This is a genomic window from Micromonospora sp. NPDC005163, assembly GCF_053599835.1.
In genome coordinates this window covers 74,137-97,225 of the sequence record NZ_JBSFYP010000026.1, presented here as the reverse complement: position 1 = coordinate 97,225, position 23,089 = coordinate 74,137, and the positions used below count along the sequence as shown (strand labels likewise).

The following is a 23,089-nucleotide window of genomic DNA, read 5'->3' as shown; positions in this document are numbered from 1 at the left end:
CCACCCCTCCGGTTCATCGCACCTGGTCACCCCGACTTCCGGGAAGAGGGACCATCCCTCCGGTTCATCGCGGCCGGTCACCTCTACTTCCGCGAAGAGAAACCACACCTCCGGTTCATCGCAACCGCCTCCCGCGCGGCACCGTGTCGGTCTCGTCGTCGAACTCGCCGATGACCTCCTCCAGCAGGTCCTCCAGGGCGACGAAGCCGATCGGCCGGGCCGGGCCACCGCCGTTGCGCACCAGCGCGAGCTGGGACTGCCGGGCCCGCATCGCGGCCACCGCCTCGGTGACCGAGGACGTCGCGGGCAGCGTGAACGCGGGCGTCATCAGCTCACCGGCGGTGGCGACGCGACCGGTGGTGACCACCCGCACCGCCTCCCGCACGTGCACCAGGCCGCAGACGTCACCCGCCGCGTCCAGCACCGCCAGCCGGGACCGGCCGCTGTCCCGGCTGACCTGCTCGATCCGCTCGGCCGGGTCGCCCCGGCGGACGGTGACCATGGTGGCGAACGGCTCCATCACCTGCGCCACCGACGTGCCCTGCAACTCCAGCATGCTGGTCAGCAGTTGGTGCTGCTCGGCGCCGAGCAGCCCGTGCTCGCGTGACTGCTCCAGCAGGATCCGCAGCTCGTCCGGGCCGTGCACCTGGGCCAGCTGATCCTGCTGGTTGACACCGAACAGCCGCAGGATCGCGTTGGCCAGCGCGTTCAGCGCGGAGAGCACCGGCCGGGACACCCGGGCGAAGGCACGGAACGGCAGCGCGAGCAGCGTCGCCGAGCGCTCCGCGTCGGTGATCGCCCACGACTTCGGCGCCATCTCCCCCACCACCAGGTGCAGGAAGGTGACCAACCCGAGGGCGAAGACCAGGGCGATCAGGTGGCCGGCCGCGTCCGGCAGCCCCACCGCGTGCAGCAGCGGACTGAGCAGGTGCTCGATCGCCGGCTCAGCCAGCGCACCGAGCCCCAGGGTGCAGAGGGTGATGCCGAGCTGCGCCCCGGCCAGCATCAGCGACAACTCGCGGACGCCGTCCAGCGCCGCCCGAGCCGCTCGGCCACCGTTGGCCGCCGCCTGCTCCAGGCGGTACCGCTTGCTGGCCACCAGGGCGAACTCGGCGGCCACGAAGAACCCGTTCAGCGCCAGCAGGATCACCGAGCTGAACAGCGCGATCCCCGGACTCATCGGGACACCTCGCGCCGGTCGCCCGGGTCGGTCAGCCGCAAGCGCACCGAGTCGGCCACGTGCCGGTCGACGGCCAGCACCTCGACCAGCGCCCGGGGTTCGGCCTCGCCGTCCTCGGCGTCGGCTCCGTCGGGCAGCAGGCTGATCTCCAGTCGGTCGCCGACCTCCGGCACCCGGCCCAGCTCCCGCATGACCAACCCGGAGAGGGTGTCGTACTCCGGGGCCTCGGGCAGCGCGATGCCGGTGCTGTCGGCGACCTCGTCGATCCGCCAGCGGGCCGGCACCACCCAGGACCCGTCGTCCTGCCGGGCGGGTGCGCGCTCCGGCGGGTCGTCCTCGTCCCGGATCGGGCCGACCAGTTCCTCGGCGATGTCCTCCAGCGTGATCACGCCGGCGAAGCCGCCGTACTCGTCGACCACGCAGGCCATCTGTCGGTGCCCGGACCGCAGCCGGTCGAGCACCGTGGGCAACGGCAACGTCTCCGGCACCAGCAGCGGCGGCCCGGCCACCGCGCTCACCGGGGTGGTGGCCCTCTCCCCCGGGGGTACGCCGAGCACGTCGGCGATGCCGACGATGCCGATCAGGTCGTCGACGCCCTCCGCGCCGCGCACCGGGAACCGGGAGTGACCGGTGTCCAGCAGCTCGACCACCCGGCTCACCGGCTCGTGCGCCCGTAGGGTGTGCACGTCAACCCGGGGCACCATGGCCTCGCCGGCGGTCAGCTCGCGGAAATCCAGCCCCCGGTCGAGCAGCGTGGACATCTCCGCGTCCAGGCTGCCCTCCTCGCGGGACTCGGCGATGATCTGTTCCAGGTCGGCCGGCGTGGCGCCGCTGGGCAGCTCCTCGATCGGCTCGATGCCGACCCGACGGAGCAGCCGCACCGACGCCCGGTCGAAGAGCCGGATCACGGGCCCGGCGACGGTGAGGTACGCCAGGGTGGACCGGCTCAGTGCCCGGGCCAGCGGCTCGGCCCGGGCGATGGCCAGGTTCTTCGGGGCCAGCTCACCGAGGACCATCTGGACCACGGTGGCGATGACCAGCGCCAGCGCCACCGACAGCGGCAGGCTGACCGCCTCGCCGACGCCGGCGACGCCGAGCAGGTCGGCGAGGCCGCCACCGAGGTACGGCTCGGCGAAGTAGCCGACCAGCAGCGCGGTGACGGTGATGCCGAGCTGCGCGCCGGAGAGCATGAAGGAGAGCCGGCTGGTGACGGTCAGGGCCCGGGCGGCAGCCGCGTCGCCGTCATCGGCGAGCTGGCGCAGCTTGCCCCGGTCGACGGCGACATAGCCGAACTCCTGCGCCACGAAGTAGCCGGTGGCGGCGGTGAGCACGATGATCAGAAGGAGACCGACGACGATCAACACGGGTCGCTCAGGGCTCCCGGGGTCGTCGGAACGGGGATATGCCGGGCACGACCCGGCTGGCTACTGCTGCCCTCCTGGGCAGAAGAGTCGATCATGCCTTCATTTTACCGGCGCTGGCTGGGACTCCGCTGAGGGTGGGCCGAAGGCGCCGATCGTCCGGTTCAACAGCGGTGGCCCAAGCCGTCACCCCGGCCCCGCCGGCCCCCGGCCCGGCCCGCGTTCGGCCAGCTCATCCGCGTCGAGCAGGTCCCGGTCCAGCCGGCCGGCCCGGTACGCGGCGCGGCCGATCATCTGTGCCGCGACGGGCGCGGTGGCCAGTTGGAAGACCGCCACCAGCATGATCATGCCGAGGTCCGCCGGCGACCGCAGCCTCAGCATGATGCCGAGCAGCAGCAGGAGCACCCCGAGCACCTGCGGTTTGGTGGCCGCGTGCATCCGGGACAGGGCGTCCGGAAAGCGGAGCACGCCGATCGCGGCGGCCAGGCCGAGCAGCGCGCCGGCCACCAGACAACCGGCGCCGAGCCAGTCCGCGATCGTCCCGATCATGCCTGCTCCCGAACGGCGAAGCGGACCAGCGACACCGAGCCGATGAAGCCGAGCAGGGACAGCACGACCAGGACGGGCAGCGTCGTGGCGTGCCGGTTGACCGCCGCCTCGGCGCCGACCGCGCCGACCATGGTGGCGAGCAGCATGTCCGCGGCGATCACCCGGTCCAGCAACGACGGGCCCCGGTAGAGCCGGGTCAGCGCGAGCAACGCGGTCACCGAGAGCAGGGCGGTGAGAACGACGGCCAGGAACGTGATCACGGGAGGGTTCCCTTCTCGACGGCATCGGTCTCGACGCGGCGCAGTTCGGCGGCGGAGCCCACCGCCCGGACGATCCGCCGCTCGACGGCGAGGGTGCGCTCCCGGGCGAGGGTCAGCTCCGCCGGCCCATGGGTGTCCAGCACGTGCAGGTAGAGCGTTCCGGAACCCCGGTCCACCTCGAGGATCAACGTGCCGGGCACCAGCGAGACCGCCTCCGCGGTGAGCGCCAGGTTCAGGTCGGTGGGCACCCGCAGCCGCACCCCGATGATCGCCCCGCGTGGGCGGTAGCCGGGCTGCACCGCGATCCGGGCCACGTGCAGGCTCGCGCCGACCAGTTCGGTGCCGAACCGGAACGCGAACACCAGCAGCGCCCGGGGGCGCAGCCGCCCGGCGAAGGTGACCGCCGGCAGCGGGAAGAACAGCAGCACCGCGCCGCCCACCAGCAAGCCTCCGGCCAGGTTCGCCCAGTTGATGTCGCCCCAGAGCAGGCACCAGACCGCCACCAGCCAGCCGAACGCCAGCGCCTGGTCCCGCCAGCGTCCGAGCCCGTGCCGCCGTGGCGCGGCCGGCTCGTCGGCGCCGCCCGGGACCGTTCCGCGCGGGGCGGTCACGGTGTGCCGCCCGGCAGGACGGCCCGTACGTACGGGGTGCGCGAGCGCAGGTCGGTGGCCGCGTCGACGGTGACGTCGAAGAGCGGACCGGCCAGCACGGTCAGCGCCAACCCGAACGCGACCAGGGCCATGGTGGCCCCGACCATCAGCGTGGGCAGCCGGACGGCCGGCTCGGTGGTGGCCAACCGGGGCGACCGCCAGAAGGCGATGTTCCACACCCGGGAGGCCACGTAGAGGGTGAGCAGGCTGGTCAGCGTGCCCGCCGCGACGAGCACCAAGGGCAGCGGCCCGCCGGCCGCCACCCCGGCCTGGAGCAGGCCGAGCTTGCCGAGGAAGCCGGAGAACGGTGGCACGCCGGCGAGGTTCATCGCCGGGACGAAGAACAGCACGCCGAGCAGCGGCGCGATCCGGGCCAGCCCGCCGAGGCGGCGCAGGTCGGTGCTGCCGGCCCGTTCCTCGACCAGCCCGGCGACCAGGAACAGCGTGGTCTGGATGGTGATGTGGTGCACCACGTAGAAGATCGCGCCGGCGAGCCCGGCGACGGTGCTCAACGCCACCCCGAAGATCATGTAACCGATGTGGCTGACCAGGGTGAACGAGAAGAGCCGCTTCATGTCCGACTGGGCCACCGCGCCGAGGATGCCGACCACCATGGTGAGTCCGGCGACGACCATGAGCAGCTCGTCGGCCTGCCCACCCGGAAAGAGCAGCGTCTCGGTGCGGATGATCGCGTAGACGCCCACCTTGGTGAGCAGCCCCGCGAAGACCGCGGTGACCGGAGCCGGCGCCGTGGGGTAACTGTCCGGCAGCCAGGCCGAGAGCGGGAAGACCGCCGCCTTGATGGCGAACGCGAGCAGCAGCATCAGTTCCAGGGTCAGCCGGACGTTGGCGGGCAGGTCGTCGAGGCGCTGAGCCAGTTGGGCCAGGTTGAGTGTGCCGGTGGCCGCGTACACCAGGCCCACCCCGGCCAGGAAGATCATCGAGGAGAGGATGCTGACCACCACGTACGTCGACCCGGTACGGATGCGGATCTCGGTGCCGCCCAGGGTGATCAGCACGAAGCTGGCGGCCAGCAGGATCTCGAAACCGACGAAGAGGTTGAACAGGTCACCGGCGAGGAACGCGTTGGTGACGCCGGCGGTGAGCACCAGGTACGTCGGGTGGAAGATGACCACCGGTGTGGTCTCGCCGATCTCGCTGCGGCCCTGGCCGATCGAGTACAGCAGCACGCAGAGGATGACCGACGAGGAGACCACCAGCATCAGCGCGGCGAGCTGGTCGGCGACCAGGACGATGCCGACCGGCGCCGGCCAGCCGCCGATCGCCATCACCACCGGCCCGTACCGGTACGCCTGCACCAGCAGCAGGAGCGCCACGACGAGGGTGCCGCTCAGGCAGAGCACACTGACCGCGCGTTGGAGCCGGGGCCGGGCGGCCAGCAGCAGGGTCAGCGCCGCGCCGAGCAGCGGCATCACCACCGGCAGGGGCAGCAGCCGGCTCATCGCGTCCCCCGCGACCCGGCCATCACGCCTCGTCCCCGCGATGCAGCCGACGCCGGGCGGGCTCGGGATCGACCTGCTCCGGATCGTCGTCCGGGCCCTCCCCGCCGAGGTCGGCCGTGCCCACCTCGTTGCGCTCGGCCCGCCTGATGATCTGCTGGTCCTCCAGGTCGTCGGGCACCTCATCGTCGCCGGTGAGGTACCAGCTCCGGTACGCCACGGCGAGCAGGAACGCGGTCAACCCGAAGGTGATCACGATGGAGGTCAGCACCATGGCCTGCGGCAGCGGGTCGCTCATCCGGTCCACCGGGCCGGTGCCGACGATCGGCGCCCCACCGGACCGACCGCCCAGCAGGATCAGCAGGTTGACCCCGTTGCCGAGCAGGATCACGCCGAGCAGGATCCGGGTCAGACTGCGCTCCAGCAGCAGGATCACCCCGCAACCGACCAGCACCCCGACAGCGAGCACCAGCACCAGCACGGGCCCGGCGCCACTGGTGGTCATGGCCGGTCCCCCTTGTCGACGGTGAGTCCACCGGCGGCGGTTCCGGTCGCCTCGATGTGCCGGTCCACCTCGGCCCCGAGGCTGCGCAGGATGTCCAGCACCAGCCCGATCACGACCAGGTACACGCCGACGTCGAAGAAGAGCGAGGTGACCAGGTGTGCGTCGCCGACCAGCGGCAGGGACCGGTCGACCTTGGCGCTCTCCAGCACCGATCCACCGGCCAGCAGCGCCACGACGCCGGTGCCCACCGACAGGGCCAGGCCGGCGCCGAGGACCGTGCCGGCGCCGACCGGCGCCGCCTCGGCGAGCTCGTACCGGCCGCCGGCCAGGTAGCGGACCACCAGGGCGAGCCCCGCCACCAGCCCGCCAGCGAAGCCGCCGCCCGGGGCGTTGTGTCCGGAGAAGAGCAGGAACAGGGAGAACAGCACCACGGTGTGGAAGATCAGCCGGATGATCACCTCCAGCACGATGGAGCGGCGCTCCTCGTCCAGCGTGGGCCCGCCGCGCAGCCACACCGGCCGGTCGGTCTGTTTCGCCGCCCTCGCCGACTCCGGCCGGCGCGGCCGGGGCCCGGTGCGGGACCGCTCGAAGATCAGGCTGGCGACCCCGGTCGCCGCCACCACCAGCACCGCCAGCTCACCCATGGTGTCCCAGGCCCGGATGTCGACCAGGGTCACGTTGACCACGTTGCGGCCGTACCCCTCGGCCACCGCCAGGTCCGGAAAGACCGCGGAGATGTCCGGCGCCCGACGGGCGCCGGCGGCGACGAGGGCCAGCCCAGCGGCCACCACACCCACCGAAACCCCGATCGCCCGACGGACCCACCGGCTGCGGCGCAGCGGACGGACCGAGAACCGGTTGGGCAGGCGGCGCAGCACCAGCACGAAGACCGCGATGGTCGCGGTCTCCACCAGGAACTGCGTGAGCGCGAGGTCGGGCGCGCCGTGCAGGACGAACAGCATGGCGCTGCCGTAGCCGGTCATCCCCACCAGCAGCATCGCGGTCAGCCGCCGGCGGGCGCGGACCGCCAGCACCGCGGCCACCCCGATCACCAGCACGACCACCGTCTGCAGCGGGGTGTCCCAGAGCGGGATCCGGGCATGCCACGGGCCGACGGCGAGCATCGCACCGCCGGGCAGCAGCACAAGGACGACCAGGATGACGCCCAGATACTGCGGCAGGGAGCCGCGCTGGGTCGCTCCGGTGACCTCGATGGCCAGTCGGTCGAACCGGCCCACGATCCACTCGTAGCCCTGCTTTCCGCTGACCGGCCAGCGGAGCCGGGCCAGCACCGGAGCGAGCGGCCCGCGCAGCGCGAAGAGCAGACCACCGCCGGCGAGCGCCAGCGCGGACAGGCCGAGCGCCGGGGTCGGTCCGGACCACAGCGCGAGGTGCGCGTGGACGCCGCCGGACAGGTCGGCGTACGGGCGCAGCAGGCCGTCCAGCAGGCCGGCTGCCGGGCCGGCGAGCAACCCGACGCCGGCCAGCACCGCCGGTGGGATCAGCAGCGACCCGGCGATCGGGTCCGGCTGGACCGGTGCCACGCCCGGCCGGTCCGCGAACGCGCCCCAGACGAAGCGGGCGCTGTACGCGACGGTGAGCACGGTCCCGGCGACCAGACCGGTGAGGAGCACCGGCCGGTCGGTGAACGCCGCGAACACCGCCTCCTTCGCCACGAAACCGACCAGCGGCGGCACGCCGGCCATCGACGCCGCGGCCAGCACCCCGACCACGAACAGCGGTCGGGACCAGTGCCGCAGCCCGGACAGCTCGCGCAGGTCGCGGGTGCCGGCGGTGTGGTCGATGACGCCGACGACCAGGAACAGCGCCGCCTTGAACAGCGCGTGCGCCAGCAGCATCGCCGTACCGGCCAGCGCGGCGTCCGGCGTGCCGGACCCGGTCACCGCGACCAGCAGGCCGAGCTGGCTGACCGTCCCGAACGCCAGCAACAGCTTCAGGTCGGTCTGCCGCAGCGCCGCCCAGCCGCCCATCAGCATGGTGGCCAGGCCGGCGACCTGCACCACGGGCCGCCAGGGGCCGACCACGGCCAGCACCGGCGCGAGCAGCCCGACCAGGTAGACGCCGGCCTTGACCATGGCGGCCGCGTGCAGGTACGCGCTGACCGGCGTGGGCGCCGCCATCGCGACCGGCAGCCAGGAGCTGAACGGCAGCACCGCCGACTTGGACAGCGCACCGGCCAGGATCAGCAGCACGGCGGTGACCAGGTAACCGCCGCTGGGCAGCGGCTGTGCGGCGATCTCCGACCAGCGGTAGCTGCCCGCGTGCTCGCCGAGCAGGATGAACCCGACCAGCATGGCCAACCCGCCCAGCGTGGTGACCGTCAGCGCCTGCGCCGCCGCCCACCGGCTGGACCGCCGTTCGGTGCTGTGCCCGATCAGCAGGTACGAGAAGACCGTGGTCAGTTCCCAGCCGACGTAGAGCAGCAGCAGGTTGTCGGAGAAGACCAGGGCGAGCATCGCTCCGGCGAAGGCGACCAGGACCGCGGCGAACTGCGCCAGTCCGATCGAGCCGGCGGCGAAGTACCGGGCGCTGTAGATCAGCACCAGCGCGCCGACGCCGCCGATCAGCAGGGTCATCAGCCAGGACAGCGTGGTGAGCCGCAGCGCGATGTCGAGGCCCAGCTGTCGGATCCACGGGTACGTCTCGACCACCGCGCCGCCGTGGCTGACGGCCGGGGTGCGGGCCACCGCCCAGCCGAACGCGGCGGCCGGCGCCAGCGCCAGCGGGTAGCACGCACGCGGACCCCACCACCGAACGAACAGTGGCGCGACGAGGGCCGCCACGAGATGGAGGATGAGTAGTACCAGCACCCGCGCTCCCGGTCGTGGTGGCCGACGCCAGTGCAACGGTGGCGCCTAGCAGCGATCAGACGCCAGTTCATCGCCCGTCGGGCCGTTTTGCCGGAATTCGTCCGCGACGCGTCATGAGCGTGCCGCCGGGCGGGCGAGCTGCGCGCCGGTGTCAGCGCAGCAGGGCGTCTCCGACGGGCAGCGCGTCGTCGGGGGCGGGGCGGTCGCGGCGCAGCTCGGCCAGCAGGTCGACGCGGCCGAGCTGGCGGGCGACCTTGTCGACCACCCGCTCCGCGGCGGCGAGCGACCGCACCGAGAGCAGCCGGCCGCGGCTCTCCCGGCGCAGCACGAAGTAGTGGACGGCGGCGCGGACCTGGCCGCGGTCGGCGGCGCTGGCCTGCGCGGTGGAGATGACCAGCTCACGCAGGCAGCGGGCGAGGCGCTCGGCGAGCTCCAGCTCCGGCCCGTGCAGGCCGCCACGGAGCGTGGCGAGGTGGCTGTCGACCTTGCGGATCAGCACGTCGGTGCCGGGTGCGACATTCCGCTGCTCGCCGGCCATCCGATCCCCCCACCCCGGTTCGCGTTGCGAGTGAAGTTACTTTATGTTGCTCCTCACAAGCAAGCAGTTAAGTGAGACTAAACGCATTAAGCACGCATCCGGTGCTTATGGCTTTGACTCGGACACATTTCACGGTCGGGCGCTCGTGGTTGTCGTACCGGCGGGGCACGATGGAGCGGTGACCGGGGCAGACGCAGACACGGCCGGGGCGCTGGCCGGGTTCGGCCCGGCCACCCGTGCCTGGTTCGACGCCGCCTTCGCCGCCCCCACCGCCGCCCAGGCCGGCGCCTGGCGATCGGTCGCCGCCGGCCGCAACGCCCTCGTGGTGGCGCCCACCGGCTCCGGCAAGACGCTCGCAGCCTTCCTCTGGTCCCTCGACCGGCTGGCCCGCGAGCCCGCCCCGGCGGAGGCCCGGCAGCGCTGCCGGGTGCTCTACGTCAGCCCACTCAAGGCGCTCGCCGTGGACGTCGAGCGCAACCTGCGCGCCCCGCTTGCCGGCATCCGGCAGGCGGCGACCCGGCTCGGCGTCGCCCCGCCCGACATCACCGTCGGCATGCGCACCGGCGACACCCCGGCCGACGAGCGACGAGCCTTCGCCCGCACCCCACCGGACATCCTCATCACCACGCCCGAGTCGCTGTTCCTGCTACTCACCTCCGCCGCCCGGGATTCACTTCGCGGCGTCCAGACGGTGATCGTCGACGAGGTGCACGCGGTGGCCGGCAGCAAGCGCGGCGCCCACCTCGCCCTCTCGCTGGAACGCCTCGACGAGCTGCTGCCCGCCCCGGCGCAACGGATCGGCCTCTCCGCCACCGTCCGGCCGATCGACGCCTGCGCCCGGTTCCTCGGCGGTGCCCGCCCGGTCGACGTCGTGCAGCCCGCCACCGCGAAGACCATCGAGGTCAGCGTGCAGGTGCCGGTGGAGGACATGACCCGCCTGGACGAACAGGAGCAGCCGCCGGAGGACGACCTTGGTGGTCCCCGGCCACGCCGCGCCTCGATCTGGCCCGCAGTCGAGGAGCGGGTCTTCTCGCTGATCGGCGAGCACCGCTCGACCATCGTCTTCACCAACTCCCGACGCAGCGCCGAGCGGCTCTGCGCGCGGCTCAACGAGCTGGCCGCCGAAGGGGTGGCGGAGGGCCCCGCCGGTCCGGTCCGCAACCGGCCCCCGGCGGAGGTGATGGCCCAGTCCGGCGCGGCCACCGGCGCGGCGCCGGTGATCGCCCGAGCGCACCACGGCAGCGTCTCCCGGGAGGAGCGCAAGCACATCGAGGAGGCGCTCAAGTCCGGCCAGCTCCCGGCGGTGGTGGCCACCTCCAGCCTGGAGCTGGGCATCGACATGGGCGCGGTCGACCTGGTGGTGCAGATCGAGGCGCCGCCGAGCGTGGCCGCCGGCCTGCAGCGGATCGGCCGGGCCGGGCACCAGGTGGGCGCGGTCTCCCGCGGGGTGGTCTTCCCGAAGCACCGCGGCGACCTGCTCTCCTGTGCGGTGGTCGCCGAGCGGATGACCGACGGCGCGATCGAGGAGCTGCACTACCCGCGCAACCCGCTGGACGTGCTGGCCCAGCAGATCGTCGCGATGGTGGCCCTGGAGCCGTGGCGGGTCGGTGATCTGGCCGTGCTGGTCCGTCGGGCCGCACCCTTCGCCGAGCTGCCCGACTCCGCGCTGCACGCCGTACTGGACATGCTCTCCGGCCGCTACCCGTCCACCGCCTTCGCCGAGCTGCGCCCCCGGCTCGTCTGGGACCGGGCGACCGACGTGCTCACCGGCCGCCCCGGCGCGCAGCGGCTCGCGGTGACCAGCGGCGGCACCATCCCCGACCGGGGCCTCTTCGGCGTCTTCCTGGCCGGCGCCGAGCGGGCCGCGCGGGTCGGCGAACTGGACGAGGAGATGGTCTACGAGTCGCGGGTCGGCGACGTCTTCCTGCTCGGCTCCTCCTCCTGGCGCATCGAGGAGATCACCCCCGACCGGGTGCTGGTCTCGCCGGCCCCCGGGCAGGCGGCCCGGATGCCGTTCTGGAAGGGCGACCAGCTGGGCCGGCCGGTGGAGCTGGGCCGAGCCATCGGCGCCCGGGTGCGCACCCTGTTGCGGCAGAGCGACGAGGCGGCGCTGGCCACGTTGCGCGCCGGCGGCCTGGACGACTGGGCCGCCGCCAACCTGATGGCCTACCTGCGCGAGCAGCGCGAGGCCACCCGTTCGCTGCCGGACGACCGCACGATCGTGGTCGAGCGGTTCCGCGACGAGCTGGGCGACTGGCGGCTGGCCGTGCACAGCGTCCTCGGTGCCCGGGTCAACGGGCCGTGGGCCCTCGCAGTGGGCCGCCGACTGGCCGAGCGGTACGGGGTGGACGCCCAGGTGATGCCCTCCGACGACGGCATCGTGGTCCGGCTGCCGGACACCGCCGACGAGCCACCCGGCGCCGACGTGGTGGTCTTCGAGCCCGACGAGATCGCCCAGCTGGTGGAGGAGTCGGTCGGCACGTCCGCGCTCTTCGCCGCCCGATTCCGGGAGTGCGCCGCCCGGTCGCTGCTGCTGCCCCGTCGCGATCCGCGCCGCCGCCAGCCGCTCTGGCAGCAGCGCCAACGTGCCGCACAACTGCTCGACGTGGCCCGCGAGTACGCCGACTTCCCGGTCACCCTGGAGGCCGCCCGCGAGTGCCTCCAGGACGTCTTCGACCAGCCGGCGCTGGCCGGGCTGATGCGCGACCTGACCGCCCGCAAGGTGCGGCTGGTCGAGGTGGAGACCAGCGCGCCGTCCCCGTTCGCCCGGTCGCTGCTCTTCGGCTACGTCGGGGCGTTCCTCTACGAGGGCGACGCGCCGCTCGCCGAGCGGCGCGCCGCCGCGCTCGCACTGGATTCCACGCTGCTCGGGGAGCTGCTCGGCCGGGTCGACCTGCGCGAACTGCTGGACCCGACGGTTCTCGCCGAGACCGAGCGGCAGCTGCGCTGGCTGACCGAGCAGCGCCGCCCGCGCGACGCGGAGGACGTGGTCGAGCTGCTGCGGGTGCTCGGCGACCTGAGCGACACCGAGCTGGCCGAGCGAGTCGTACCGGAGAGCTGGCTGACCGAGCTGGAGGCCGCCCGCCGGGTGCTGCAGGTCCGGATCGCCGGCGAGCAGCGCTGGGTGGGTGTCGAGGACGCCGCCCGGCTGCGCGACGCGCTCGGCGTGGCGCTGCCGGTCGGGGTGGCCGAGGCGTACCTCACCCCCGTGGCCGATCCGCTCGGTGACCTGGTGGCCCGCTACGCGCGCACCCATGGGCCGTTCGCCGCGGCGAGTTGCGCGGCCCGCTTCGGGCTCGGCGTGTTCGTGGTCGAGCAGACGCTGCGCCGGCTCGGCGCCACCGGTCGGGTGGTGTCCGGGGAGTTCACCCCCGATTCGGCTGGCGCCCAGTGGTGTGACGCGGAGGTGCTGCGGCTGCTGCGCCGCCGCTCGCTCGCGGCGCTGCGCCGGGAGATCGAGCCGGTGCCGCCCCGGGCGCTGGCCACGTTCCTGCCCCGCTGGCAGCAGGTCGGCTCGTCCGCCCGGGGGGTGGAGGCGCTCGCCGCCACGGTGGAGCAGTTGCAGGGCGCCGCGGTGCCGGCGTCCGCGCTGGAGCGGCTGGTGCTGCCCGGTCGTGTCGCCGACTACTCGCCCGCCCAGCTCGACGAGCTGTGCGCCAGCGGGGAGGTGGTCTGGGCCGGGTCGGGGGCGATCTCCGGCGGGGACGGCTGGGTCACCCTGGCGTACGCGGACACCGCGCCGCTGCTGCTCCCCCCGCCCGACGAGGCGCTGACCCGGACCCCGCTGCACGAGGCGGTGCTCGACGCGCTCGGCGACGGGCAGGCGCTGTTCTTCCGGCCGCTGGCCGACCGGGTCGGCTCGACCGACGACGCCGCGCTGACCGCGGCAATCTGGGACCTGGTCTGGGCCGGTCACCTCACCAACGACACCCTCGCCCCGCTGCGCGCGGTGCTCGGAGCCGGTGGGGCGCACCGCTCCCGGCCGTCCGCGCCGCGCACCCGCTACCGGAGGCCCGGCCGGGTGGCGCTGCCCACCCGGGGTGGCCCACCGACCGTCGCCGGTCGCTGGTCGCTGCTGCCGGAGCGGGACCTCGACCCGACCCGGCGCGCCGCCGCTCTGGCCGACGTGCTGCTGGAGCGGCACGGGGTGGTCACCCGCGGCGCGGTCATGGCCGAGCAGGTGGTCGGCGGTTTCTCCGCGGTCTACCCGGTGCTGTCGGCGCTGGAGGAGCGCGGCGCGGCCCGCCGGGGCTATTTCGTGGAGGGGCTGGGCGCGGCCCAGTTCGCGGTGCCAGGCGCGGTGGACCGGTTGCGTGCGCTGGCCGAGCCGGCCGACGGAGCCCGGGCGCGGGGCGGGCCGGCGACGGTGCTGGCCGCCACCGACCCGGCCAACCCGTACGGCGCGGCGCTGCCCTGGCCGGACCGGGTGATCGACTCCGGCGACGGCGCCGCCCCGGCGACCGGGCACCGGGCCGGCCGCAAGGCGGGCGCGCTGGTGGTGCAGGTCGCCGGTGACCTGGTGCTCTACGTGGAGCGCGGCGGCCGGACGCTGCTCTCCTTCACCGACGACGCCGACACGCTCGCCGCGGCCGGCAAGGCACTCGCCGACGCCGTCCACTCCGGAGCGTTGGGCGCGATGTCGGTGGAGCGGGCCGACGGTGAGGCGGTGCACTCCTCGCCGCTGCGCGACGCGCTGACCGCCGCGGGCTTCCGGGCCACCCCGCGCGGCCTACGCCTACGCGGCTGACCGCCCTCCTGGATGGGGCCGGCGCCGCCCGCGGCGGGTGACGATCGGCTGCGAACTCCCGTGCGGTGCCAACCACCGACCTGCTGCCAAACCCACCCCACCGGCCGGACGGCCAACGCCCGGCGCCACGGGCTCGGCGCTCAGCCGAGGTTGGCGAGGACCTTCTCGTAGCGCGTGCGGTCCCCGGCGGGAGTTTTCTCCTCCAGGTAGTTGAGCACCACCGTGCCGCGCCGGTACGACTGCCCGCTCCAGGTCTCCGCGATGTCACCGGCGCTGATCTCGTCGGGGAACACGTACACCGTGACGGCGTCGGTGGCGATCAGCTCGGAGCACCCCAGGCCGAGCCCGTCCGGCCCACAGTCGACCGAACGGTCCTTCGGGTGCGGCACCTTCAGGCCGGCGGCCTTGAACGCCTCGACGACCTGCTTCGCGCCGGGGGCCCCGGCCGACAGCTTGGGCAGCACCACCGGCGGCGGGCTGGCCGGTCGGCGCTCGGTCGGCCCCTGCGGGGCGACGGCGGGCGCGGAAGGGGCACCGCTGGCGCTGGACTGGTCCGTCGAGGGCGTCGCCCCGTCCGAAGGACCGGTGGCCGCCGGGGCCGAGACGGACGAGGCGGCGTCCGGCTGACCGGCGTCGTCACTACCGCAGCCGGCGGTGAGGGCGACGGCGACGGCGGGCAGGCTCCGATGTATCACCAGGGCAGTCTGCCCAACACCGCCCGGCGGCGGGAGTGGCCGGTCGGCCAGTGCCGTGTCCCATATCCGCCAGGAGCCGGTCGACCGAGCGACGCGGGCACGCGCCAACCCTGCGGAGCAGACTCGGCGACCGCAAACCTGCTCGACTGTGGAATGCTTCCCCGGTGGGTGAACACGTGGTTCCCGTGGCCTGTCCCTGCTGTGCCTCCCGGACCGGCGGCGGGACCTGCCCGGTCTGCTTCTGGACCGACGACGGTCAGTCCGACACCGATGCCGACGCGGTCCGGGGCGGCCCCAACGGCGACCTGAGCCTCTCGCACGCCCGCCTCAACTACGCCGTCTACGGCGCCAGCCACCCGCGCTACCAGGACATGGTGCGCCTGGCCCGCCCCGACGAGCGCCCGGACGGCGCCCGGCGGGGCTGAGCTCGGGTCAGCAGACCGGCACGGAACCGCCGTACACCGCGGAGATGTACGCGTGGCTGACGTACTGCCCGGCGGACAGGCGGTTCCACCGGGTGGAGGTGCGGTAGGGGCCGGCCACCGACTGGCCGGTGACGTAGCACTGGATCGGCACGTTGGCGAACCGGGCGGCGAGGCCACGGCTCGGGTACGACGTGCTGGCCCCGGTGCGGATGTTGAGCGGCCCGTCGCCGACCACACCGCGCGGCCCGCCACCGGTCCACAGGTAGGCCACGTCCACCCAGGCGTTGGTGGTCAGCCGCAAGCCGTCCCAGAACGTGCCGTCGGCCAGGTCGATGCCAGCCGGGTTGAGCACCGTACGCCCGAACTGGTCCCGCCCGCCGTTGTAGCCGGACTGGTACGCGGCCTGCGCCTCGGGCCGGCCCTGCGGCAGGTTCTTCCAGTTCTCCCGCACGGCCGACGGGTTCCAGTAGTCGTCGCGGGTGTTCCACGGCCCGACGTCCCAGACCGAGGCGTACTCGCAGCGGGAGCCGGTGGTGGTGCAGACCCGCACGGTGTAGTCGCCGCTGTTGAGCGGGGAGAGCCCGCGACGCGACGGCAACGCCGCGAAGTGGTCCCGCGGCTGCACCGTACGACTGTTGGCGGTCAGCTCGCCGACCAGCCCGATCCGGGTGGCGTACACCCGGTAGGTGCGGCCGGGGGTGGCGGCGGAGACGGCGGCGGCCGCGTCGGCGGTGAGCCGGACGCCGCGTACCGTCGCGGTGGCGCCGCCGGCCGGCGCGGTGAGCACCACCCGGGTCTGCACCCGGCTGACCGGCCGGTCGAAGACCGCGCCGGCGGTGGCGGCCCGCCACTCCGTCCAGCCGCTGACCCGCCATCCCCGGACCTGCGCCTCCACTGTGGCGCCGGCGGGGACCGAGGCGGTGATCTCGGCGCGGACCCGGGTGGCCGGCCGGGTGAGGGCGCGCGGGGCGGTCAGCAGCATTCCCTCGGCGACCGCGCTGTGGCGGCGCCCGGCGGCCCGGGCCTCCCGCAGCCGCAGCCCGGCGGCGCTGCGCCGGACGTTGACGTCATCCCGGTCGACGACGGACAGGTCGGCGTTCCACCGTTCGCCGCCCGGGGCGGCGGCGGTGAGGGTCAGCGGGTGGCCGACGGCGGGGGTGGCCGGGACGGGGCTGGCGGCGGGCACGAGCGCGGCGGTGAGCGCGAGGGTCAGGGTGGCGACAAGGACCGAGCGATTACGGCATCGGGGTCGTGCCATGGGCATTCTCCTCAGAACTTCCTGACCCTCGCATGTCGGGAGATCATGAGGAACCTGAGTACAAATGGCGACACATGCGAATCTTGCTCGAAGGAGGGAGGATGGCGGGGTGCCCGAAGGCGACACCGTCTGGAACACCGCGCGCGTGCTGCACCGCGCGCTGGCTGGCGCGCGTCTCACCGGCAGTGACTTCCGGGTGCCGCAGCTGGCCACCACGGACCTCACCGGTTGGACCGTCCGCGAGTCGGCCAGCCGGGGCAAGCACCTGCTGCTCCGCCTCACCGCCCCCGCCGGCCGGCCCGGGGTGGACGGATCGCACTGGACGCTGCACTCGCACCTGCGGATGGACGGCGCCTGGCGTGCGTACGCGCCGGGTGAACGCTGGAGCGGCCGGCCGGCGCACCTGATCCGGGTGGTGTTGCGCAGCCCCGGCGCGGTCGCGGTCGGCTACCACCTGCACGAGCTGGCCCTGGTGCCCACGGCCGAGGAGGACGGCCTGGTCGGCCACCTCGGCCCCGACCTGCTCGGCCCCGACTGGGAGCCGGCCGAGGCGGTCCGCCGGCTCTCCGCCCACCCGGAGCAGACCATCGGCGAAGCGCTGCTCGACCAGCGCAACCTGGCCGGCGTGGGCAACCTCTACAAGTGCGAGGTGCTCTTCCTGCGCGGGGTGTCGCCGTGGACGCCGGTGCGTGCGGTGCCCGACCTGGCCGGCACGGTTGCTCTGGCGCAGCGGCTGCTCGCCGCCAACCGGGGCCGCTGGACGCAGAGCACCACCGGATCGCTGCACCGGGGGCAGACCAGCTACGTGTACGGCCGTCGCGCCCAACCCTGCCGCCGCTGCGGCACCGCGATCCGCAAGCAGGAGCTGGGCGAACGTGTCACCTACTGGTGCCCGGTCTGCCAACCGGAGCACCCGGAGGCTCCCGCGCCCGCCTGACCACCCCACCCGGACAGGGGTCATCCCAGAAACGGACGATTGGGTAATTCCTAACCGGCCGTCGGAGTCGCATGCTGCGGTTGAGTGCTCACCGATCGTCAGAGTGCCGGGCCCGATCAGGTCGCCACGCCGGGGTGGCGACCCTCGTGCCCCGACCCCGGGGAGAGCCATGGCGATTTTCCGCAGACTCCGCTCCACCTGGTTCGAGCGGAGCGCCCGCGACAGCAACGGCGGCGCCAACGGACGGGTGGCGTCCGTGCCGGCCGCACGTACCGCCGAGGACGCCGCCCCGGCGCCCAGCCTCGACCCGGCCGTCGTGCCCCACTGCTTCGGCCCGGTGCCGAACTTCGCGCACAGCCCCCGACCGGCACGCGATCCGCAAGGGCGGGTGGTGCCGGGCACCGGGCTGCGCAAGTTCGTCGACGTGCTGCCCACCCCGGGTCAGCTGGGCCGCGGCGACCTCGGTGGGTACCTGCCGGTGGCGGTGCCGGACACGATCAGCTTCCCGGGCTGCGACTACTACGAGATCGGCCTCCAGGAGTACGTCCAACGGCTGCACCGGGACCTGCCGGCCACCCGGCTGCGCGGCTACCGGCAGCTGAACCTGGGCACCGACGCGTCGGGCCACAACACGGTGGCGCCACCGGAGCGGCCCTGGCACCTCGGTCCGATGATCCTCGCCCGCCGGGGCCGGCCGGTCCGGGTGAAGTTCATCAACCAGCTCCCCACCGGCCGGGCCGGGGAGCTGTTCCTGCCGGTCGACGACACGGTAGACGGGGCCGGCGGTGGCCCGCTGGACGGCCCGGCGCCGTACCCGCAGAACCGGGCGGTGCTGCACCTGGCCGGTGCGCAGACAGGCTGGACGAGCGCCGGCAACCCGGGGCAGTGGATCACCCCGGCCGGGGAGATCACCCCGTACCCGACCGGGACGGGTCTGACCCACGTGCCGGACATGCCGCCGCCCGGGGCCGGCGCCACCACGCTCTATTACCCGAACGAGCAGAGCGGCCGGCTGATGTGGTTCCACGACAACACCCTCGGCCTGGCCCGGCTCACCGTCTACGGCGGGCAGCTCGCGCCGTACCTGCTCACAGACCCGGCCGAGGACCAGCTCATCGCCGACGGGGTGCTGCCGGCCGACCAGCTGCCGCTGGTGATCGAGGACAAGACCTTCGTGCCGGACGACACCCAACTGGCCGCCGAGGACCCGACCTGGGACCGGGAACGCTGGGGCGCCCGGGGCAGCCTCTGGCACCCACACGTCTACCAGCCCCGGCAGAACCCGTACCGGTCCGGCGGGCGCAATCCGACCGGCCGGTGGGACTACGGACCCTGGTCGCGCAGCACCGCCCCGGACGGCACCCGTGGCGACAGCTGGCAGACGATGGACGGCTGGTCGACGGTGGACGGCTGGCGGGCTGCGGACGGCGTCACCGGCGGACCGCCGCTGACCGGGCCCGGCCCGGTGCCGAACCCGCACCACGATCCGGTCGGCGCGCCGGATGAGCCGCCGCTGGGCCCCGGCACGCCGCACCCGTCCGCGGTGCCCGAGGTGTACGGCGACACCCCGCTGGTCAACGGCGTCGCCTACCCGTACCTGGCGGTGCGGCCGCGCGCGTACCGGTTCCGGATCCTCAACGCCTGCCTGGACCGCAGCCTCAACCTCCAGCTCTACCGGGCCTGCTCGGACTCTCCGATGTGGACGGAGGACGACGCCTTGGCCGACGCCGACGCCGGTGAGGTGCCGATGGTGCCCGCCGTGCGGGCTGCGGACCGGCCGGCGGACTGGCCGACCGACGGGCGTGACGGCGGGGTGCCGGACCCCCGCGCCGCCGGGCCGGCGTTCATCCAGATCGGCAACGAGGCCGGGCTGCTGCCTGCTCCGGTCGTGCTGCCGAACCGGCCGATCGGCTACCGCTACGACCGCCTCGACCCGACCGTGCTGAACGTCGACGGGCACACGCTGCTGCTCGCCCCGGGCGAGCGCGCGGACGTGCTCGTCGACTTCTCCGCCGTACCGCCGGGCACCACGCTGATCCTCTACAACGATGCCCCGGCACCGCTGCCCGGCTTCGATCCGCGCTACGACCAGCACACCGACGCGCCGGACCGGACCGCCGAGGGCGGCCCGCCCCCAACCCAGCCGGGGTACGGCCCGAACACCCGCACGCTGCTCCAGTTCCGGGTGAGCGGAGCGCCGGCCCCGACGTACGACCTGGCGCTGCTGCGCCGCCGGCTGCCTCTGGCGTACGCGGCCAGCCAGCGCCCGCCGATCGTGCCGCAGCCGGCGTACGACCCGGCGTTCGGCACCCGGACCGCGCGGGAGACGAGCGTGCCGGTGCACGCCGCCACGGTCACCTTCACCCCGGCGGGCGTCGCCGGGCCGGTCAGCCTGCCCGTCGCGGTGAAGGCCGCGCAGCAGGTCTTCGAGCCCGGCCACGGCCGGCTGGCCGGCCGGCTCGGCGTCGGGCACCCGAACGCCGGGCCGCTCGTCCCGGCGACCCTGCCGCTCGGCCCGACCGACCCTGTCACCGAGGTGCTCTTCGCCGCCGATCCGGCCGTGCCGGTCGGCGCGCCGACCGACGGGACCCAATTCTGGCGGATCAGCGGCAACGTGCGGCAGACCGAGGCGCTGCGCTTCGGCGGCTGCGACGTGCAGCTGATCAACCGGGTCGGCTGGGACGGCACGCTCCGGCCCCCGCACGGCAGCGAGCTGGGCTGGAAGGAGATCATCCGGGTGAACCCCCGGGAGGACGTGGTGGTGGCGCTACGTCCGGTCGCACCGACGCTGCCGTTCAAGCTGGGCGACAGCGTCCGACTGCTCGACCCGGGCCGCCCGGCCGGCGCCCGGACCGGTTCGACCCCGATCAGCCCGGCCGACGGGCGACCCGCCCTGGTGGTGAACCAACTGGTCAACCTGGGCTGGGAGTACCGCTGGCACAGCCAGCTCGCCGGCCACCGCGACCTCGGAATGAACCGGCCGTTGGTGCTGCGGGTGGCGCCGAAGGCGCCCACCGGGCTGACCGCCACGCCGGTGCCGGGCTCAGCCACCGCGCTGCCGGCGATCGGGCTGGCCTGGACCGGCAACGGCGGTCGCCCGCCGGCCACCAGCCACCTGCTGCAACGGGCCACCGACACGACGTTCGGCGGCGAGGTCACCACCATCACGGTCGCGGCCACCGCCACCCGCTACACGGACGCGACGGTCACCCCCGGGGTCACCTACCACTACCGGATCCGGGCGGAGAACGCCGTCAGCTACTCGTCCTGGTCGAACAGCGTGCCCGCCTCGGTGCACCTGACCGCCCCGAGCGGGCTGGCCGCGGCGATCCCGCCGGCCGCGCCGCTGCGGGTGGCGCTGCGCTGGGCGAACCGCTCCTTCGCCACCGGCATCGACGTGCAGCGGGCCACCAACCCGACCTTCACCAGCGGCCCGGGCACCACCGCCATCGGCGTCGGTGACAACCACCTGGACGTCACAGTCGCCCCGAACACCACGTACTACTACCGGGTGCGGACCACGTACCTGGGTGCCGCGTCGGCCTGGTCGACGGTGGCCGCGGCGAGCACCCCACCCGCACCCGTCGCGCCGAGCGGGGTCGGTGCCACCGCCAGCGCGCCGGGACCGGACACCGCGACGGTGGTCCTGGTCTGGGCGGCGAGCACGCCGGCCGGTCCGGGGGCCGGGTTCATCGTGCAGCGGGCGCTGGACCCGGCCTTCGGCCGGGAGGTGGCCACCTTCACGGTGACGGGTCGCGGCTTCACCAACACCGGACTGGCCCGAGGTGTGACGTACCACTACCGGATCCGGTCGTTCAACGTCGTGGGCAGCTCGCCGTACACCGCCCGGATCCCGGTCACCACCCCGCCGTGACCTGGCGCCGGTTCGCGGCGCCCGGTCAGCGCGTGTACGGGCTCAGCGGGTGTACGGGCTCAGCGGGTGGGTGCGCGCAGCGGGGTGCCGACCGCGCGCAACTCGGCCAACGCCGAGGCCACGCCGTGCAGCAGGTCGGTCGCCTCGGTGAGCCGGGCGGCGGCCGGGTGGGCGGTCTCCGGTCGGGCGTCCTCGGCCAGGTAGCCGGCGGCGGCGACGACCAGCCGCTCGTAGGCCACGACCCCGCTCTCCAACTGGGCGGTCAATGCGCCGTGCGCCTCGGCCAGCGGCGCCCGCGCGTCGGCGGGGGCCAGCCGCAGCGCCCGTTCGACGCTGGCCACCCGCGCGGCCAGGTCACGCAGCGACCGGTCGGCGGCGGCAGCCTCCAGCACCGCCGGCTCGGCCAGCCCGGTGAGCCGGGTGGTCATCCCGGCCAGGGTGAGCGCTGCCCGATCGAGTCGGGCCCACTGCTGCCCGGCACTGGTGCCGCGCAGCGCGATCCGGCTGCGGACCCGGCGTACCTCGGCCAGCACTCCGGAACCGACCGGCAGCCGCTCGACCGCGGCCACCAGCCGGGCCCGCGAACGGGCTGCGGCCTCGGCCGGGTCCAACGCGGGGGGCGCCGGCCGGGCGGCCAGCGCGCGCAGGTCGACCCAGCGCCAGGCGGCCAGCGCCACCGCGCTGCCGGCGGCGCCGGCCCAGGCCGCGTCGGGCAGACCGAGACCGGCGTACGGGGTCAGCACCGCCGCGGCGCCGCCGAGCCCACCGGCCAACACGCTCCACCGCCGCGCGGACCGGCGCAGCCGGTCCAGCCGACGGAAGTACCGCGTCCGCTCGTCTGCCACGCTGACCTCCTCGGGCCGGTCGTTCAGCCGGCGGCGGTCGGGTCGCCGGTGCCCCGTTCGCGGGCCATGCTGGCCCGGAGCTCGTCCAGCCGGGCAGCGGCGGTCGGGTCGCTGGCCGGGCCGGCCGCGCCCGTCGTCTCGCCCTGCGGCACCGCCGGTCGCTGCGCCGCGCCGCCGAGCTGTTCCCCGGCCATGCTGGACCGGATCTGCTCCAGCCGGGCCGAGCCGGCCGAGTCGATGCTCGCCTTCTGGATCTCCAACATCCGGCCCTCGACCGAGTTGCCGGCCAACTCCGCCCGGCCCATCGCGTTGGCGTACCGCCGCTCGATGCGGTCGCGGACCTCGTCCAGGGACGGGGTGGTGCCGGGTGCGGTCAGCGACGACATCGACTCCAGCGAGCGGGCCACCGTCTCCTGCATCTTGGCCTGCTCCAGCTGGCTGAGCAGCTTGGTACGCTCGGCGAGCTTCTGCTGGAGGATCATCGAGTTGTTCTCCACCGCCCGACGGGCCTGCGCGGCGGCGCCCAGCGCCTGGTCGTGCAGGGTCTTCAGGTCCTCGGTGGCCTGCTCGGCGGAGACCAGCTGGGTGGCCAGGGTCTGCGCCGACTGCTCGAACCGCCCGGCCTCGGCCTCGTCACCCTTGGCCCGGGCCTGGTCGGCGAGCACCAGGGCCTGCCGGGCGTTGCCCTGCAACCGCTCGACCTCGGACATCTGCCGGGACAGCTTCATCTCCAGCTGACGCTGGTTGCCTATCACCGCGGCAGCCTGCTGCACCAGCGCCTGGTGCTGACGCTGCGCATCCTCGATGGCCTGCTGAATCTGCACCTTGGGATCGGCATGCTCGTCGATCTTGGCACCGAAGAGCGCCATCAGGTAGTTCCAGCCCTTGACGAACGGGTTCGCCATCTCCGCCGTATCCCCTCAGTAGCGTCGATCCACCGTGGCCCGGCCGGATGGACCTGCCGACCACGACCC

The 23,089-nt window shown here is 74.2% G+C and carries 17 protein-coding genes; 4 read left to right on the top strand and 13 right to left on the bottom strand.

Annotated elements, in window-relative coordinates; translation table 11 throughout:
• Positions 1-115: 115 nt before the first annotated feature.
• The 9 genes from ACWD6N_RS19575 to ACWD6N_RS19535 form a co-directional block, all read right to left on the bottom strand.
• Entirely contained in the window at positions 116-1,180 is a 1,065-nt protein-coding gene (locus ACWD6N_RS19575) for a hemolysin family protein (protein ID WP_354963192.1), read from the bottom strand.
• Positions 1,177-2,544, bottom strand: a complete 1,368-nt coding sequence (locus ACWD6N_RS19570) for a hemolysin family protein (RefSeq protein WP_387325362.1) — start codon at positions 2,542-2,544, stop codon at positions 1,177-1,179. The genes ACWD6N_RS19575 and ACWD6N_RS19570 overlap by 4 nt, the downstream gene beginning before the upstream one ends.
• A 183-nt stretch (positions 2,545-2,727) precedes the next feature.
• Positions 2,728-3,090 carry a monovalent cation/H(+) antiporter subunit G gene (gene mnhG / locus ACWD6N_RS19565; protein ID WP_354963194.1) on the bottom strand — a complete coding sequence of 121 codons (363 nt, stop codon included), beginning with the start codon at positions 3,088-3,090 and terminating at the stop codon, positions 2,728-2,730.
• On the bottom strand, positions 3,087-3,350 hold the full coding sequence (locus ACWD6N_RS19560; protein ID WP_354963195.1) for a monovalent cation/H+ antiporter complex subunit F: 264 nt from the start codon (positions 3,348-3,350) through the stop codon (positions 3,087-3,089). The genes mnhG and ACWD6N_RS19560 overlap by 4 nt, the downstream gene beginning before the upstream one ends.
• Positions 3,347-3,961, bottom strand: coding sequence for a Na+/H+ antiporter subunit E (locus tag ACWD6N_RS19555; protein ID WP_354963196.1), 615 nt, complete (start codon positions 3,959-3,961; stop codon positions 3,347-3,349). Before ACWD6N_RS19555 ends, ACWD6N_RS19560 begins: the two co-directional genes overlap by 4 nt.
• Positions 3,958-5,463, bottom strand: a complete 1,506-nt coding sequence (locus ACWD6N_RS19550) for a Na+/H+ antiporter subunit D (protein WP_354963197.1) — start codon at positions 5,461-5,463, stop codon at positions 3,958-3,960. The genes ACWD6N_RS19555 and ACWD6N_RS19550 overlap by 4 nt, the downstream gene beginning before the upstream one ends.
• 22 nt (positions 5,464-5,485) lie before the next feature.
• A complete protein-coding gene (locus ACWD6N_RS19545) occupies positions 5,486-5,965 on the bottom strand; it encodes a Na(+)/H(+) antiporter subunit C (protein ID WP_354963198.1) in 480 nt (159 codons plus the stop codon).
• Positions 5,962-8,796 carry a Na+/H+ antiporter subunit A gene (locus tag ACWD6N_RS19540; protein WP_387325367.1) on the bottom strand — a complete coding sequence of 945 codons (2,835 nt, stop codon included), beginning with the start codon at positions 8,794-8,796 and terminating at the stop codon, positions 5,962-5,964. Before ACWD6N_RS19540 ends, ACWD6N_RS19545 begins: the two co-directional genes overlap by 4 nt.
• 151 nt (positions 8,797-8,947) lie before the next feature.
• Positions 8,948-9,334: a hypothetical protein gene (locus ACWD6N_RS19535; protein ID WP_354963200.1), complete on the bottom strand. Its 387-nt coding sequence runs from the start codon at positions 9,332-9,334 to the stop codon at positions 8,948-8,950.
• Between the two features lie 178 nt (positions 9,335-9,512).
• Between ACWD6N_RS19535 and ACWD6N_RS19530 the strand changes: the two genes are divergently transcribed.
• On the top strand, positions 9,513-14,081 hold the full coding sequence (locus ACWD6N_RS19530) for an ATP-dependent helicase (RefSeq protein WP_449936278.1): 4,569 nt from the start codon (positions 9,513-9,515) through the stop codon (positions 14,079-14,081).
• 140 nt (positions 14,082-14,221) lie between these two features.
• Here the strand turns inward: ACWD6N_RS19530 and ACWD6N_RS19525 are convergent, their stop codons facing one another.
• Positions 14,222-14,776, bottom strand: coding sequence for a hypothetical protein (locus ACWD6N_RS19525; RefSeq protein WP_387325373.1), 555 nt, complete (start codon positions 14,774-14,776; stop codon positions 14,222-14,224).
• Between the two features lie 164 nt (positions 14,777-14,940).
• Between ACWD6N_RS19525 and ACWD6N_RS19520 the strand changes: the two genes are divergently transcribed.
• Complete coding sequence (locus ACWD6N_RS19520; protein ID WP_354963203.1) at positions 14,941-15,201, top strand: CPCC family cysteine-rich protein; 261 nt, start codon at positions 14,941-14,943, stop codon at positions 15,199-15,201.
• 7 nt (positions 15,202-15,208) lie between these two features.
• Here ACWD6N_RS19520 and ACWD6N_RS19515 read toward each other — a convergent pair whose 3' ends face one another.
• A complete protein-coding gene (locus ACWD6N_RS19515) occupies positions 15,209-16,459 on the bottom strand; it encodes a hypothetical protein (protein ID WP_387325376.1) in 1,251 nt (416 codons plus the stop codon).
• 109 nt (positions 16,460-16,568) lie between these two features.
• Here ACWD6N_RS19515 and ACWD6N_RS19510 point away from each other — a divergent pair, with 109 nt between their 5' ends.
• A complete protein-coding gene (locus tag ACWD6N_RS19510; protein ID WP_354963205.1) occupies positions 16,569-17,396 on the top strand; it encodes a DNA-formamidopyrimidine glycosylase family protein in 828 nt (275 codons plus the stop codon).
• A gap of 169 nt (positions 17,397-17,565) precedes the next feature.
• Positions 17,566-21,270 carry a hypothetical protein gene (locus ACWD6N_RS19505; protein WP_354963206.1) on the top strand — a complete coding sequence of 1,235 codons (3,705 nt, stop codon included), beginning with the start codon at positions 17,566-17,568 and terminating at the stop codon, positions 21,268-21,270.
• Positions 21,271-21,329: 59 nt separating this feature from the next.
• Here ACWD6N_RS19505 and pspM read toward each other — a convergent pair whose 3' ends face one another.
• The gene (gene pspM / locus ACWD6N_RS19500; protein ID WP_354963207.1) at positions 21,330-22,115 is read right to left on the bottom strand and encodes a phage shock envelope stress response protein PspM; all 786 of its coding nucleotides are present in this window, start codon (positions 22,113-22,115) and stop codon (positions 21,330-21,332) included.
• Between the two features lie 23 nt (positions 22,116-22,138).
• A complete protein-coding gene (locus ACWD6N_RS19495) occupies positions 22,139-23,020 on the bottom strand; it encodes a PspA/IM30 family protein (protein WP_354963208.1) in 882 nt (293 codons plus the stop codon).
• Positions 23,021-23,089: the final 69 nt, after the last annotated feature.